Source organism: Microbacterium sp. 13-71-7, assembly GCF_002257455.1.
Classification (GTDB): domain Bacteria; phylum Actinomycetota; class Actinomycetes; order Actinomycetales; family Microbacteriaceae; genus Microbacterium.
The window spans coordinates 1-14,315 of the sequence record NZ_NCKN01000094.1; the positions used below are offsets into that span (position 1 = coordinate 1).

14 protein-coding genes and 1 pseudogene are annotated in these 14,315 nt (G+C 68.7%); 14 read left to right on the top strand and 1 reads right to left on the bottom strand.

Annotation, left to right across the window (positions count from 1 at the left end; all coding sequences use genetic code 11):
- The 11 genes and pseudogenes from B7X32_RS10620 to B7X32_RS10670 all read left to right on the top strand — a co-directional run.
- Positions 1 to 182, top strand: a pseudogene (locus tag B7X32_RS10620) (two-component sensor histidine kinase); the annotation flags it as partial.
- Positions 183 to 376: 194 nt separating this feature from the next.
- Positions 377 to 847: a type II secretion system protein gene (locus B7X32_RS10625; protein ID WP_292719286.1), complete on the top strand. Its 471-nt coding sequence runs from the start codon at positions 377 to 379 to the stop codon at positions 845 to 847.
- 77 nt (positions 848 to 924) lie between these two features.
- Positions 925 to 1,335, top strand: a complete 411-nt coding sequence (locus B7X32_RS10630) for a type II secretion system protein (protein ID WP_292719288.1) — start codon at positions 925 to 927, stop codon at positions 1,333 to 1,335.
- The gene (locus tag B7X32_RS10635; protein ID WP_292719290.1) at positions 1,332 to 1,874 is read left to right on the top strand and encodes a prepilin-type N-terminal cleavage/methylation domain-containing protein; all 543 of its coding nucleotides are present in this window, start codon (positions 1,332 to 1,334) and stop codon (positions 1,872 to 1,874) included. Before B7X32_RS10630 ends, B7X32_RS10635 begins: the two co-directional genes overlap by 4 nt.
- A gap of 116 nt (positions 1,875 to 1,990) precedes the next feature.
- Positions 1,991 to 3,499: a hypothetical protein gene (locus B7X32_RS10640; RefSeq protein WP_292719292.1), complete on the top strand. Its 1,509-nt coding sequence runs from the start codon at positions 1,991 to 1,993 to the stop codon at positions 3,497 to 3,499.
- Positions 3,499 to 4,425 (top strand): A24 family peptidase, encoded by a 927-nt coding sequence (locus B7X32_RS10645; protein WP_292719294.1) that lies wholly within the window; start codon positions 3,499 to 3,501, stop codon positions 4,423 to 4,425. Before B7X32_RS10640 ends, B7X32_RS10645 begins: the two co-directional genes overlap by 1 nt.
- A gap of 39 nt (positions 4,426 to 4,464) precedes the next feature.
- On the top strand, positions 4,465 to 5,523 hold the full coding sequence (gene pilM, locus B7X32_RS10650) for a pilus assembly protein PilM (RefSeq protein ID WP_292719296.1): 1,059 nt from the start codon (positions 4,465 to 4,467) through the stop codon (positions 5,521 to 5,523).
- Positions 5,523 to 6,185 (top strand): hypothetical protein, encoded by a 663-nt coding sequence (locus B7X32_RS10655; RefSeq protein WP_292719298.1) that lies wholly within the window; start codon positions 5,523 to 5,525, stop codon positions 6,183 to 6,185. The genes pilM and B7X32_RS10655 overlap by 1 nt, the downstream gene beginning before the upstream one ends.
- Positions 6,182 to 6,952 carry a hypothetical protein gene (locus B7X32_RS10660; protein ID WP_292719300.1) on the top strand — a complete coding sequence of 257 codons (771 nt, stop codon included), beginning with the start codon at positions 6,182 to 6,184 and terminating at the stop codon, positions 6,950 to 6,952. The genes B7X32_RS10655 and B7X32_RS10660 overlap by 4 nt, the downstream gene beginning before the upstream one ends.
- Positions 6,949 to 8,088, top strand: a complete 1,140-nt coding sequence (locus B7X32_RS10665) for a type IV pilus twitching motility protein PilT (protein ID WP_292719302.1) — start codon at positions 6,949 to 6,951, stop codon at positions 8,086 to 8,088. Before B7X32_RS10660 ends, B7X32_RS10665 begins: the two co-directional genes overlap by 4 nt.
- Positions 8,088 to 9,326 carry a type II secretion system F family protein gene (locus tag B7X32_RS10670; RefSeq protein WP_292719304.1) on the top strand — a complete coding sequence of 413 codons (1,239 nt, stop codon included), beginning with the start codon at positions 8,088 to 8,090 and terminating at the stop codon, positions 9,324 to 9,326. Before B7X32_RS10665 ends, B7X32_RS10670 begins: the two co-directional genes overlap by 1 nt.
- Here B7X32_RS10670 and B7X32_RS10675 read toward each other — a convergent pair.
- Positions 9,323 to 10,990: an ATPase, T2SS/T4P/T4SS family gene (locus B7X32_RS10675; RefSeq protein WP_292719306.1), complete on the bottom strand. Its 1,668-nt coding sequence runs from the start codon at positions 10,988 to 10,990 to the stop codon at positions 9,323 to 9,325. The two genes, B7X32_RS10670 and B7X32_RS10675, sit on opposite strands and share 4 nt — an antisense overlap.
- Positions 10,991 to 11,184: 194 nt before the next feature.
- Here B7X32_RS10675 and B7X32_RS10680 point away from each other — a divergent pair, with 194 nt between their 5' ends.
- The 3 genes from B7X32_RS10680 to B7X32_RS10690 form a co-directional block, all read left to right on the top strand.
- Complete coding sequence (locus tag B7X32_RS10680; protein WP_292719308.1) at positions 11,185 to 11,613, top strand: SRPBCC family protein; 429 nt, start codon at positions 11,185 to 11,187, stop codon at positions 11,611 to 11,613.
- A gap of 91 nt (positions 11,614 to 11,704) precedes the next feature.
- A complete protein-coding gene (locus B7X32_RS10685) occupies positions 11,705 to 13,672 on the top strand; it encodes a M13-type metalloendopeptidase (protein WP_292719310.1) in 1,968 nt (655 codons plus the stop codon).
- 259 nt (positions 13,673 to 13,931) lie between these two features.
- Positions 13,932 to 14,315: hypothetical protein (locus B7X32_RS10690; RefSeq protein ID WP_292719312.1), on the top strand; the 384-nt coding region annotated here is incomplete at its 3' end.

Sequence of the window (14,315 nt, forward strand, 5' to 3'; positions counted from 1 at the left end):
GCTGGCGCTCGGATCCGTCGCGCACCGGCGGCGCCGCGCCGGACACCGTGGCGTCGGGGGCCGGCCTGGGCCTCGCGATCGCCCGCGGCCTCGCCAGGGCGCACGGCGGAGACGTCTTCGCGGAGCACACCGACGACGGCTTCTGCCTGAAGGTGCTGCTGCCGGTGACGCCCGGATCCTGAACGGTCGGCGGGGTTCGAGACGGCGCGTGCTTCTCGTCCCCATGGTCTCGGCCGACTCTGCTTGGTATCCCGAAATAGCGGTTTCGGTTTTCCTCTTGCGCAGAAACGACGACAGGTCCATCCTGAACCCAGGATGAGAGCTCTGGGACAGCTCGAGTCCGAATCTGGGGACCGGGACAACCCGGCATTGGTTGATGGGCGCAGGGATGCGTCGGTTCGCAGAGTGCGTTTTTACCCGAAACGACTCTCTGAAATGGGGACAAGCAATGCTCGCTATTCGTCGCGCCCTCGAGGCGAAGAAAGAAGCACGTGAGAACGGTGAAGAAGCCGGGTTCTCACTGATCGAGTTGATCATCGTCGTGGTGATCCTGGGGATCCTGGTCGCGATCGCGATCCCGATCTTCGCCGGTATTCAACAGCAGGCCAAGGACAATTCGCTGAAGTCGATCGCGGCGAGCGCTGCGTCCGCGGTTGCGGCAGACCTGGCGAAGACGACGCCGACCATCACCGCCCCCGGTGCGGTGCCGGCGACCGTGTACAACTCGTCCGGGAACTCGACGGTCACCGTCGCCGGGCCCCTCACGCTGGACGGATTCTGCGTGTCCGCTGCCGCTGCCGGATCCACGACCGGCGGTGTCACCGGAAAAGCCGGACCGGGCTGCTAGCCCGCCTTCCGGCCAACGCGGGGGCCCGGTCTCCGATGGGCGGGTCCCCGCAACCGCAATCGTTCTGGAGGTCTGCCATGCCGATTCGCGCGCGCGCCGAAGAAGGCTTCGGCCTGGTCGAGGTCGTGATCGCGATGTTCCTGCTCGGGCTCATCGCGATCGCGATCCTGCCCGCGCTCGTCAACGGACTCGGCTACTCCGCTCGGCAATCCACGGTCGCGACCGCGACCCGACAGGTGAACTCCCTCATCGATCAGGTGCGGCAGAGCCCGGCGTGTTCCTCGATGCCGACGATTCTCGGCACGTCCGCGACGCCGCGAACGTTCACTGACGGTCGTGGAGGCACTTTCACGACGCAGGCCGACATCGGTTCATGCTCGGCGGGTGTCGCGGTCTCATTGCATGTCACCGCGGCGCAGAGCGGAACCACGCTGGTGACGACTGACGCACTCGTGATGATCCCGCCCGCGGCGGTGACGCTGCCATGACCATCATGAAGAAGAGCGCGGATGAAGGACTCTCGCTCATCGAGCTGATCATCGTCATCGTCATCCTCGGGATCCTCGGGCTCGTGATGGGCACGATCTTCGGGAACACATGGCGCGCGCAGGAAGCGGTGCGCCTGCAGACCCAGGCGACGTCGCGCGGACAGCTCGTCGCTTCTGAGATCGAGCGCGCCATGCGGAATGCGATCGCCTTCGACGTCTCCGCGGACGGGTCCACGCTGCGAGTGAACAGCTCGTTCACGGGTGGTCATCAGTGCCAGGCGTTCTCGCTCGCCTCCGACGGGGCACACATGACCGTGACGTCCGCGCCGGCAGCGCCTTCGGGCTGGCCGACCTGGCAGAGCGATATCGCCCCGATCAGCGGATCACCCTTCTTCTCCTCGAACGGAGGCACCGTGACCTACGCGTTCGATTCCGTCAGCAGGGCGACCGACGGATCCATCGCCGCCGCACCGGTGCGTTTCACCGGCAAGGTCTTCATGCGGAACACGGGTGTAGGGACGTTGTCGCCATGCTGGTGAACCTTCGACTCCGGAACGCCGGTCACCACGATCCCGAGGATCGCGGGGCGGCACTGGTCGCCGTGCTCATCGTCATGATCGTCGGAGTCATCGCGGCCTTCGTCGTCGCCGCCTCCGTGCTGTTCGTCATCCAGTCGAATGCGAAGAACAAGAGCACGACCCAGGCATTCGTCGCGGCCGAGTCCGGGCGTGATGCCATGCTCGCGGCGATCGTCGCGAACCACTGCACGCTCTCGATTCCCGATGCGACCTCCTCGCCGTTCTACTACTCGGTGAGTGCAACGGTCGGACCCGACGAGGGGCACCTCACCGACGCCTGCCTGAGCGCCGACAAGAATGCGACGATCAAGATCGTTGCGAGCGGCAGGGGCGCTGATGGGTCTCATACGACGATCGAGGCCGTCTACAACCGTCCCGTCACCATCCCGCCCTCACCGGGGGGCACGATGTCGTACTTCGACGGGTCGTTCCTCGCGACGCAGTCGAATTACACGGGTGATCTGGTGATCCGCAACGGTCCGTACGCCTGCAATTCCCACTCCACGATCAACGGTGACCTGTGGGTGCCGAACGGCACGGTCGACCTGAGCGCGGATTGCACGATCAATGGAAGCGTTTACGCGCTCGGCGACATCACAGCGACCGGCGGAAACGGCGCGACGGTGAAGGGAAACCTGATCACCGCCGGGAACGTGAACCTCACGGCAAACAGCTTCGCCCTCGGGACAGCCTCCGATCCCACGTCGGGGAACGTCTATGCAGACGGAACGTTCACGCTCGGAAACAAGCCGACGATTCTCGGTGCGTATGTGACAGGGCGTGCAGCGACCCTGGGCAAGCCCGTCGGGCGGCCGGGGAGCTCGGTGCAGAACTGCGCGACGAGCCCCAATCCGGCGGCTAACGCCGGCCTCTGCGGCACACCCGCCGCGACCCCGGGAACGGATCGGACTACTCCCAGTCTTGCGACCGTGACCACGATGACCCAATGGCGCAACCTGGGGACCGTTCGTTCGGCGTGGGGGTCGAACATCCAGTGGCAGGTCGGTCCGTGCGGTGGTCAGGACGTCAGCGGAATGCTCCAAGCCGGACTGACGGCGCCGAACACGCGCCTCGGGATCGACTACAGCGCTTGCACCGGACCGGTGACCGTCAAGATCGCGGCGACCGCACTGTCCAGCGATGCCGTTTTCCTGGTCCCGCCGGGATCGCAGATGACGGTCAACGTAACAGGCTCCTTGACGTCGGGCGCTGCTGCGGACCTCTCCAACGCACCCCAGCTCTTCTTCATCCACGCCGACGGGAACCTGAACGACACTGCCCCGACCTGCGCGTCGGGTTCCGCGAGCGATGCGCTGACGCTCCCGTCCACCGTGCAGGCGCGGCTCATGTTCTATACGCCGTGCGGACTCAACAACAGCTCGCAGAACGGCTTGGTCTTCAAGGGGCAGTTCTACGCGAACAACGATGGCAGCGCGCACTGGGTGCACCCCGACTTCACCTGCACCACGATGTCGTGGAGCCCCGTGATCGATCTCGGCTGCAAGGTCGCTGCCTCGGCGGCGGATCCCGGGCCCACGAGCACCATCGTCCTGCCGCCGTCGCTGAACACACAGAAGGAGATCTGATGATCGCCTTCGTCCTCGTCTTCGCGGGCCTCTTCGGGGTCGTCATCGGCTCGTTCCTGAACGTGGTCGCGTACCGTGTGCCGGCGGGGATCTCGCTGATGCGGGAGAGTCGGTGCCCCGGTTGCGGTGCGGGAATCCGATGGTGGCAGAACGTGCCCGTGCTGTCGTGGGTGGCGCTCCGCGGCCGGTGCGCGTCGTGCGCCAGCCCGATCAGCGCGCGGTATCCGCTGGTCGAGGCGATCGCCGGAGCGGCGTTCGTCACGGTGACGTGGTGGATCCTGCTGCAGAGCGGGGTCTCCGGGGGTGTCGGGGATCCGGCGATCGGACTTCCGCAGGTGGTCGCCGGGGGCGGAGGCGCACCGTTCTCACTCGACGACACCGTCATCACATGGTCGAGCGGCCCCGAGGTATGGATCGTGCTGCTCGCCTTCCTGTACTTCGCCGCCATCTCGATCGTGCTCACGCTCATCGACCTCGACACCCAGCGCCTGCCGAACGCGATCGTGCTGCCGAGCATCGCGGTGGGGATCGTGCTGCTGGCCGCCGCCGCGGCGGCGGGCGCAGCACAGGGCTCTGCGATCGGGTGGGCGACGCTGTTGCGGGCGCTCGCCGGCGGGGCGATCCTCTACGCCTTCTATTTCCTCGTTCGGCTGATCAGCCCGCGCGGGATGGGAGGCGGCGACATCAAGCTCGCGGCTCTCGTGGGGCTTTACCTCGGATGGTGCGGGTGGGGAGCCCTCGTCGTCGGAGCCTTCGCGGCGTTCCTCTTCGGCGGCGTGTTCAGCATCGTGCTCCTGCTGCTCAGAAGAGCTCGGCGCACGTCGGCGATCCCGTTCGGCCCGTGGATGCTCGCGGGAGCGTGGTTCGGGATCGCGCTGGGCGAGCCACTCGGACGCTGGTACGTCGGGCTGTTCGGGATCCGATGACGCGGATGAACAGGAACTGAGAAGAGGGCGGGGGAGATCATGGCGAAGAGTCACGTCGGTGTGGAGATCACCGAGGAGAGCGTCCGCGCGGTCGAGGTGAGCACCGATCGCCAGCCGCAGGTGATCGCCTTCGGCGAGGTCGCGCTGCCGCCCGATGCCGCCCACGATTCGGAGGTACTCGATCAGGGTGCCGTCGCGGTCGCGATCCGGGAGCTCTGGAGCACGGCGAAGATCCACGCGAGGTCCGCCACGCTCGGCATCGCCAGCCGGCGGGTGCTGGTGCGGGAGCATACGACGACCGCCATGGCGCCGGAGCTGCTGCGCCAGGCGCTGCCGTTCCAGGTGCAGGATCTGCTCCCCGTCCCGGTCGCGCAGGCGGTGCTCGACTACTACCCGACTTCGCAGCAGGGTGACCAGCTGCACGGACTGCTCGTCGCCGCCGTCTCCGAGACGATCGAGTCGATGATCGCCTCCTTCGCCAGGGCGAAGATCCGCGTCGACGGCGTCGACCTCGCCGCCTTCGGCCTCGCTCGCGCCGCAGCTCTCGTCGCCCCGACCGGTACGACTGCCGTGATCCATGTCGGTGACCACACCACGCAGATCGTGATCCTGCGCGACGGGGTCCCGGAATTCGTCCGGATCACTCCGGTCGACCTCGAGACCGGTGCCGTGCGGCGTCGAACGGCGCAGATGCTCGCACCCGACGGTATCGGGGACGGCACCTTCGTGACGGACGGTGCCGTCGACCCGACACGGGCGTTCACCGACGACCTCACGGGAACCGCGGGGATCGTGGCACGGGGTTCGCTCCGCGTGGACGTCGCACTGCGCCCCGTCACGGATGTCATCGGACGGATGCGGAGCACCCTCGCGTTCTACCTGAACAGGCCGAGTTCCGCGCCGATCGAGCAGGTCCTGCTGTGCGGCGCGGGATCGGCCGTCGACGGAGTCGCGACGGGTCTCACCGACGACCTGGAGATGCCGGTGCGCACAATCGGCTTGCAGAACCTGCTGCCGGCGCGCGGCGTCGACCCCACCGGCGATCTGGCGCTCGATCTCGTGAGCACGGCCGGGCTCGCCCTCGGAAAGGACCGCTGATGGCACACGTGGTCGTTGCAGCCCCGGGTGGTTCGCCCAGGGTCGATCTGCTTCCCCGCTCGGAGGTCGAACGGCGGGAGAGGGAGAAGCTGTCTGCGCTGTGGGTGCGCATCGGCCTGCTGGCTGTGCTGCTCGCCGTTCTGCTGATCGGTGCCGCGTTCGCCTGGAATCAGTTCTCGCAGCAGCAACTCGTCGCCGAGCAGGCCCGCTCGACGCAGCTGCTCGGCCAGATCGGCCGGATGCGTGACGTGTCAAGCGCGCTGGAGGCGCAGAGCGAGCTGAACGCGTTCCGCGGCGAGGCGATGGGATCCGACCTCGTCTGGAGCGGCGTCCTGGACCGGGTGCGCGGCGCTCTTCCACCGGAAACCTCTGTCGTCGGCTTCGACCTCACCCCGGGAGCCGTACCGGATCCTGCGGCCACGGACAAGGACGCGGCGAAGAAGGCGGTGGGGCTCACTGGCACGCTGACCGTCGACAGCCCGAACGCCATCGACCTCGGCGCCCTGTCGCGCACGTTGCGGGGGGTCGACGGGGTGCTCGCCGCAGACGGCAACGCGAACATCGCCAGCCAGCAGAGTCCCGGCCGCTACACGTACACCATCGATATCACCTTCAACCAGACGGTGTACTCCGGCCGGTTCGCGAAGGAGGCCACGAAGTGACCAAGCAGCTCATCACCCTGATCGGGGCCGTCGTCTCGATCGCCATCGTGGCGCTCGCCGTCGTGTTCGGCGTTCTGCCGCTGGTCGGGCAGTCGTTCAGCGCTCTGGGCAGCACGAACCAGGTGGTTTCCACGAACACCGCGTACCAGGCGCAGATCGACGAGCTGAAGAAGCAGAAGCAGCGCAAGAGCGAGATCGACGCCTCGGTCGAGGCGCTGCAGAAGCAGATCCCCGCCTCTCCGGAGCTCGACCAGGTGTTCGACATCATCGCGACCTCGGCACAGGCGGCGGGGGTCACGCTCACCAGCGCCACCCGCGGCGAGCTGGCCGCGTTCGCTCCGCGCAGCGCTCCGGTGCCCGCCGGTCCCGACGCGGCCGCGCAGCAGAAGGCTGCGCAGGTGGCTCCTCAGCCCACACCTCAGCCGACGGCGTCGGGTCCGGTCGGCGATGCGAAGAACGTTGCGACCCAGGCCGACGTCAACGCGGCCAAGACCTCCCAGGCCGGGTCCGGCACGACCGCCCAGGGCGGAACGAGCGCCTCTGCCCCCGCCGCCGGGAGTGTCGCGGCGACGCGGCAGCAGATCCCGGTCGCGGTGATCGCGAGCGTTCCGGATGCGGCAGCGGCGCAGGCGTTCCTCGACGGCCTGCGCAGTTCCTCCCGACTGCTCGCGGTGAACAAGGCGACTCTCACGCCCGGCAGCATCGGACTCGAGATCCACGTCGACCTTCTGGCGTTCCTGACCGACGCCCCAGGAGCCTCGAAATGAGCGCCGCGGAGCTCACGCGCATCCTCGCGATCGGCGCCCGCGCCGGGGCGAGCGATGTGCACGTGACCGCCGGGGCCGCGCCGCTCATGCGCGTCGACGGCGACCTCGTGCCCGTGCCGCGGCATGAGCAGGCGCTCAGCGCGGACTGGGTCGAGCAGGCCGCGTACGACCTCATGACGCCGGCGCAGCGGGAGGAGTTCGCCACGCACCACGAGGTCGACCTGGCGCATGCCGTGGACGAGATCGGGCGCTTCCGCGTGAACGTGTTCCGTCAGCTCGGCGAGATCGCGATGGCGCTGCGCTTCATCCCCGACCGCGTGTTCAGCCTGGAGGAGCTCGGCGCCCCGGCGATCGCGTACGACCTGGCCCTGCGCCCCCGGGGGCTCGTGCTGCTGACCGGTCCGACCGGATCCGGGAAGTCGACGACGCTGACGGCCATGGTCGACATCATCAACGCGACCCGTCCCGTGCACGTCGTGACGATCGAGGATCCGATCGAGTTCCACCACACCAGCCGGCGCGCCCTCATCCATCAGCGCGAGGTCGGATCCGACACCGCCTCCTTCGCCGAGGCGCTGCGACGCGTGCTGCGGCAGGACCCCGACGTGATCCTCGTCGGCGAGCTGCGCGACCCGGAGTCGATCTCGACCGCGCTGTCCGCGGCCGAGACCGGACATCTCGTGCTCTCCACGCTGCACACCCAGGGCGCGGCGAAGTCCGTCAACCGCATCGTGGACGTGTTCCCCGCCGACCAGCAGCACCAGATCCGCACGCAGCTCGGCGACACGCTGCAGGGCATCATCAGCCAGGCGCTGCTCCCGCGCGCGCAGACGGTGGGTCGCACGATCGCGACGGAGGTGCTGATCAACACCCCGGCGGTCGCGAACCTGATCCGCGAGGGCCAGGTGTCGCAGCTGTACTCGACGATGCAGTCGAGCCAGTCGGTGGGCATGCACACGCTCGACCAGGACCTGCGCCGCCTCGTCGGAGACGGGGTGATCGCCGCGCACGTCGCGCGCACCTTCGCGGTGGATCCGAAGTCGATCGACGGCGTGCACGTGAAGCCCGCGGATCTGGACGCCGAGTCGTGGTCGACGTTCGCCGCCGGACGGCAGCTCGAGGAATGGGGATCCTGATGGCCGGGGTGCAGGAGTACGAGTACCAGGCGCTCGACGCCGCCGGTGCGCAGACCGTCAAGGGCACGATGGACGCGGCGAGCGACAGCGCGGTCGCGGCCAAGCTCCGCGCGCAGGGCCTCACCCCGCTGCGGGTCGCGCCGGTCGCGAAGACCGGCCTGCATCGCGAGATCTCGCTGCCGTCGCTGCGCAAGGGCGTCTCGGCGAAGACGCTCGCGATCTTCTCCCGCCAGATGGCGGCGCTCATCAACGCCGGCCTGCCGCTGCTGCGCACCCTCACGGTGCTGGCCGAGCAGGCCGACGACAAGAAGCTGCAGCAGGTGCTCCTCATCGTCCAGACCGACGTGGAATCCGGATCCTCCCTGTCCGCGGCGATGGGACGGCACCCGCAGGTGTTCCCCCCGCTCATGGTGTCGATCATCCGCGTCGGGGAGGCGGGCGGGTTCCTCGGCAAGGCGCTGACCTCGATCGCCGAGACGTATCAGAAGCAGGCCGACCTGCACGCGAAGATCCGCGCAGCCACGACCTACCCGCTCGTGGTGCTGATCATCGCGATCCTCGGCGTCACATCGATGCTGATCTTCGTCGTGCCGGTGTTCAAGAACATGTTCGCCGGACTCGGCACCAGCCTTCCGCTGCCGACGCAGATCCTGGTCACGGTCTCGGAGAACATGAGGTGGATCGCGCCGGCGGTCGCCGTGCTGCTGATCGCGCTGTGGATCTGGTGGGCGCGCAACCGGTACACGGACGCGTACCGCAAGGTGGTGGATCCCTTCCTGCTGAAGCTGCCGATCTTCGGCAAGCTGCTGACGAAGATGGCCGTGGCACGCTTCACCCGGAACCTGTCGATGATGCTCGACGCCGGCGTGCCGATCATCCAGGCGCTCTCGATCGTGGGGCAGGCGTCGAACAACTGGAAGGTCGAGCAGACCGTGCGCGACATCCAGGAGTCGATCCGCGCCGGACGCTCGTTCGCCGCCCCGCTCGCCGCGGCCGAGGTGTTCCCGGCGATGGTGTCGCAGATGGTCGCCGTCGGCGAGGAGTCCGGCACGCTCGCCGAGATGCTCGGCAGCATCGCCGACTTCTACGAGGACGAGGTCGAGACCGCCACGGAGCAGCTGTCGTCGCTCATCGAGCCGGTCCTGATCGTCGGGCTCGGCGTGGTCATCGGCGGCATGGTGATCTCGCTCTACCTGCCGATCTTCACGCTGTACGGCGACCTCGCGAAGCAGCACTAGACCGAGACGCGGAGCACCTCTTCGATCGTCGTGATGCCCTGAGCCACCTTGGCCCAGCCGTCGTCGCGGAGCGGGATCATCCCCTGTTCGAGGGCGATCTCGCGCAGCTCGCCGCCCGTCGCGCGCCCGACGAGCGCCTGCTCGATGCGGTCGGTGATCTCCATCGCCTCGTGCAGCGCGACCCGGCCGCGGTAGCCCGTGCTGGAGCAGGCCGTGCAGCCCACGGCGCGGTGCACCGTGGCGCCGTCGATGAGGTCGACCGGCATGCCGACGGCCTCGAGCACCGCGCGGTCGTCGTCGATCGGCTGGCGGCACTTGACGCACAGCCGCCGTGCCAGCCGCTGCGCGATCACCGCGCTCAGTGCCGTCGCCACGAGGAACGGCTCCGTGCCGATCTCGACGAGCCGGGTGAGCGCGCTCGGCGCGTCGTTGGTGTGCAGCGTCGACAGGACGAGGTGCCCGGTCAGCGCCGCCTCGATCGAGATCGCCGCGGTCTCGCGATCGCGGATCTCGCCCACCAGCACGACATCCGGATCCGCGCGCAGGATCGACCGCAGCGCGGTCGCGAACGTGAGGCCGGCCCGCGGGTTGACCTGGATCTGATTGATGTCGGGGATCCGGTACTCGACCGGGTCCTCGACCGTGATGACGTTCACGCGCGGGTTCGCGACGGCCCGCAACGCCGTGTAGAGCGTCGTGGACTTGCCGGATCCGGTCGGTCCCGTCACCAGCACCATTCCGTGCGGACGGGAGATCGCCTGCGTGAAGCGCTCCTCGTTGCGCTCGGAGAACAGCAGATCCGACATCAGCATGACCTGTCCGCTGTTGTCGAGGATGCGCATCACGATCTTCTCGCCCCACACCGTCGGCAGGGTCGCCACGCGCAGGTCGACGCTGCGGCCCTCGTGCAGCACCGAGATGCGCCCGTCCTGCGGCACCCGCTTCTCGGCGATGTCGATCGATGACATGATCTTCAACCGCGAGATGACGCCGTCCTGGATGCTGCGGTCCGCGCGCTGCATCTCGTGCAGCACGCCGTCGATGCGGAACCGCACCGTGAGCCTGTGCTCGCCCGGCTCGATGTGGATGTCGCTCGCCCGGTCGTTGATCGCCTGCGTGATGAGCAGGTTCACGAACCGGACGACAGGGGCATCCGCGTCCTGATCGTCGAGCTGCTCGGTGAACACGATGTGCGCGGAGGTCGACGCCTCGCCGATCTGCTCCGACAGGTCGGTGAGCTCCTCGTCGGAGCGCAGGAACCGCTCGAACGCCTGGTTCAGCGCCTCGCCGGTGACCACGACGGGGCTCACGCGCAGGTCCGTGATGCTGGCGACGTCGTCGAGGGCGATGATGTCGGTCGGATCCAGCATCGCCACCGTCAGCTGGTCCCGATACTGCCGCAGCGGCAGCAGGCGGTAGCGCCGGCACATCACGCCGGGCACGAGTGAGATGACCTCAGGATCCAGCGGGTACGCGGAGAGGTCCACATAGGGCGTGCCGGTCGCGACCGACACCGCCTCGGCCAGCTGCGTCTCGTTCACCACGCCGTGCCGGAGGAGGTACTCCGGCAGCGCGTCGCCGTCGCCGACCGCCGAGACCGCGGAGGTCATGTCATCGGCGCGCGCGGCGCCGGTCAGCACGAGCATCTGCCCCAGGCCGCGCATGGGATCCCCATCCCGCGGCGCCCCACACGCCGCTCCTGTGCTCATCCTAGGACTGTGCGGGCATTCGCGGCAGTGTCGATATTCCGGTCGACACTCCGGTCGGCATGCCGGATCGGCCGAGGCGCGCCGCAGCCCTCGCCGATGGCCTTCCCGCGGCCCTGTACCGGGTGCGATCGGGGCGCGATACTGGGCACATGCCCTCCGCATCCCGCGCGATCGAGATCGCCGCACCCATCGAGACCGTCTTCGCGTTCTTCACCGATCCGAGCAAGGATCCGACCTGGCGCGCGGGCGTCAAGGAGATGCAGGCGCAGGGCGCCCCCGGCGTCGGGACGACGGTGCACCAGGTGGTCGCGGGCCCCGGCGGACGGTCGATCGACGCCGACATCCGCATCACCGAGTACGCGGAGCCGCGCCGGTACGCGTTCGCGACGATCGCGGGCCCGGTGCGTCCGGTCGGCAGTTACGCCTTCGAGGAGACCGAGCGCGGCACGCGCGTCACGTTCACGCTGTCCGTCGAGCTGGGCGGCCTGAAGAAGCTGCTCATGGGCGGGCCGGTGCAGAAGAGCATGGACGGCGAGATGGCCGCGCTCGACAAGGCCAGGGCGCTCCTGGAGTCCTGAGCGGCCGGGATCGGCCGCAGCTCCGGGCTTCCGCTCCGGATCCTGCGCCCGATCGGCGAGTCCGTCGGTCCCGGCGCATAGGCTGGGCCTCATGACCGACGTTCTTCCCTCCGGCCTCGCCATCGGCGACTTCGACCCCGCGATCCGCCCTCAGGACGACCTCTACCGGCACGTGAACCACACGTTCCTCTCCACGACCGAGATCCCCGCCGACAAGGCGCGCTGGGGATCCTTCCACCTCCTCGCCGATCAGTCCGAGAAGGACGTCCGCGCGATCATCGAGGAGGCGCAGGGCGCAGAGCCCGGCACCGAGGCGCGCAAGATCGGCGACCTCTTCACGAGCTTCATGGACACCGAGCGCATCGCCGCGCTCGGCACCGCTCCTCTGGCCGAGCCGCTCGCCGCGGTCGATGCGGTCACCACGGTCGACGAGTTCCTCGCGACGGTCGGATCCTTCGACCGGCAGGGCGTCGCCGCGCTCATCGGCGTGTTCGTGGAGCCGGACCCCGGCAACCCGGAGCGCTACGTGCCGTTCGTCGTGCAGGCGGGCATCTCGCTGCCCGACGAGAGCTACTACCGCCTCGACAGCTTCGAGGCCACGCGCGCCGCCTACCGGGTGCACCTCGAGCGGATCCTGATCCTCGCCGGCGTCGCGGACGCCGCAGGCCAGGCCGACCGGGCCTTCGCCCTCGAGCACGACATCGCGGGCCACCACTGGGACAACGTGGAGAGCCGCGACGCGGTCAAGACGTACAACCTGAAGAGCTGGGACGAGTTCCAGACGCTCGTCGGCGTCGACCTCGCCCCCTGGCGCGCCGCGGTCGCCGGTCCCGCCGGCGCGGACGCCTTCGCCGAGGCCGTCGTCTACCAGCCGAGCTTCTTCGAAGGGCTCGGATCCCTGCTCACCGCGGAGCGTCTGGACGACTGGAAGGCCTGGCTGCGCGCCAAGGTCGTGCACGGCCTCGCCGCCTACCTCACGGATGACATCGTGCAGGAGAACTTCTCGTTCTACGGCACCGAGCTCACCGGCGTCCCCACGATCCGGGAGCGCTGGAAGCGCGGCGTCTCGCTCGTCGAGGGCGCGCTCGGCGACGCGGTCGGCAAGGTCTACGTCGAGCGGCACTACCCGCCGGCGGCGGAGCAGGCGATGGGCGAGCTCATCGGCAACCTGCTCGAGGCCTACCGGCAGTCGATCACCACGCTCGAGTGGATGAGCCCGGAGACCCGTGAGAAGGCGCTCGCCAAGCTCGACACGTTCACGCCCAAGATCGGGCACCCGAAGGTGTGGCGCGACTACTCGACCGTGACGGTCGATGCGGGCGATCTCATCGGCAACGCCGGCCGGGCCGCGCAGTTCGAGCACGATCGCACGATCGGCAAGGTGGGCAAGCCCATCGATCGCGACGAGTGGTTCATGCCGCCGCAGATGGTGAACGCCTACTACAACCCGCTCATGAACGAGATCGTGTTCCCGGCGGCGATCCTGCAGTACCCGTTCTTCGACGCGGGGCGCGACGCGGCGGCCAACTACGGCGGGATCGGATCCGTCATCGGTCACGAGATCGGGCACGGCTTCGACGACCAGGGCAGCCGCTACGACGGCGATGGCAAGCTGCAGGACTGGTGGACGGACGAGGACCGCGCCGCGTTCGAGGAGCGCACGAAGTCGCTCATCGCGCAGTACGACGCGCTCGTGCCGGAGGGCCTGAGCGCGGAGCACCACGTGAACGGCGCCCTCACGATCGGCGAGAACATCGGCGACCTGGGCGGCCTCGGCATCGCGCTCAAGGCCTACGAGATCGCGCTCGGCGGCGCGGAGGCGCCCGTCATCGACGGCCTGACCGGCGTGCAGCGTCTGCTGCTGTCGTGGGCGCAGGTGTGGCAGCAGAAGAGCCGCGAGGCCGAGACGATCCGCCTGCTCACGATCGACCCGCACTCGCCCAACGAGTTCCGGTGCAACCAGATCCTGCGCAACATCGACGCCTTCTACGAGGCGTTCGACGTGACAGAGGCGGACAAGCTGTGGCTCGCCCCAGAGGAGCGCGTCACGATCTGGTGACGCAGCGTCTCCGACGCGAACGCCCGTCCCGACTGCGGGGCGGGCGTTCGCGCGTCGGTGCGAGGTCGGGCGAGGTCGGAGTGGCAGCTCCGCGGAGACGGATTTCGCTGCTCCGGGGACCCGGGGAGCGACGTTTTCCATCTTTCGGGGAAGGGGAGCCGAGCGGGAAGATGGATTTCGCTGCTCCGGGGACCCCGGGGAGCGACGTTTTCCATCTTTCGGGGATCGGGCGCAGGACCCGCCCGGGTAGGCTCGCCGGATGATCCCCGCAGACTGGACCCCGCATCGCCGTGAGGACGGCGAGCTCCTGGGCTGGATTCGGCCCGAAGGCGCCGACTGGCTCGCCGTCGACGTGCTCGGCCGAGAGCTCACCGGCGAGATCGACTGGCTCGACGCCGAGGCGGCGCTCGAGAAGCACGGGATCCGGTGGCTCGCGGATCCGTGGGTCCTCGAAGGCGAGGCCGAGGGGCCGTTGCGGGTGCAGATCGTGGAGGTCGTGCCGGAGGGAGAAGGCCGGATCACGGTCAAGGTCGACGACTTCGGCGACATGCAGCGCCCGCCGACGCAGCGCTACACCCTGGGCTGGCCGCTCCCCGCGCGGCTGCGTCCGCACGGCCCGGGCGATCCCGACGGGCGCACGATC

Excerpts from the sequence above, each read along its gene's own strand:
- B7X32_RS10625 (WP_292719286.1), top strand. The coding sequence starts at position 377 with ATGGGCGCAGGGATGCGTCGGTTCGCAGAGTGCGTTTTTACCCGAAAC.
- B7X32_RS10630 (WP_292719288.1), top strand. The coding sequence starts at position 925 with ATGCCGATTCGCGCGCGCGCCGAAGAAGGCTTCGGCCTGGTCGAGGTC.
- B7X32_RS10635 (WP_292719290.1), top strand. The coding sequence starts at position 1,332 with ATGACCATCATGAAGAAGAGCGCGGATGAAGGACTCTCGCTCATCGAG.
- B7X32_RS10645 (WP_292719294.1), top strand. The coding sequence starts at position 3,499 with ATGATCGCCTTCGTCCTCGTCTTCGCGGGCCTCTTCGGGGTCGTCATC.
- pilM (WP_292719296.1), top strand. The coding sequence starts at position 4,465 with ATGGCGAAGAGTCACGTCGGTGTGGAGATCACCGAGGAGAGCGTCCGC.
- B7X32_RS10655 (WP_292719298.1), top strand. The coding sequence starts at position 5,523 with ATGGCACACGTGGTCGTTGCAGCCCCGGGTGGTTCGCCCAGGGTCGAT.
- B7X32_RS10665 (WP_292719302.1), top strand. The coding sequence starts at position 6,949 with ATGAGCGCCGCGGAGCTCACGCGCATCCTCGCGATCGGCGCCCGCGCC.
- B7X32_RS10670 (WP_292719304.1), top strand. The coding sequence starts at position 8,088 with ATGGCCGGGGTGCAGGAGTACGAGTACCAGGCGCTCGACGCCGCCGGT.
- B7X32_RS10675 (WP_292719306.1), bottom strand. The coding sequence starts at position 10,990 with ATGCGCGGCCTGGGGCAGATGCTCGTGCTGACCGGCGCCGCGCGCGCC.
- B7X32_RS10680 (WP_292719308.1), top strand. The coding sequence starts at position 11,185 with ATGCCCTCCGCATCCCGCGCGATCGAGATCGCCGCACCCATCGAGACC.
- B7X32_RS10685 (WP_292719310.1), top strand. The coding sequence starts at position 11,705 with ATGACCGACGTTCTTCCCTCCGGCCTCGCCATCGGCGACTTCGACCCC.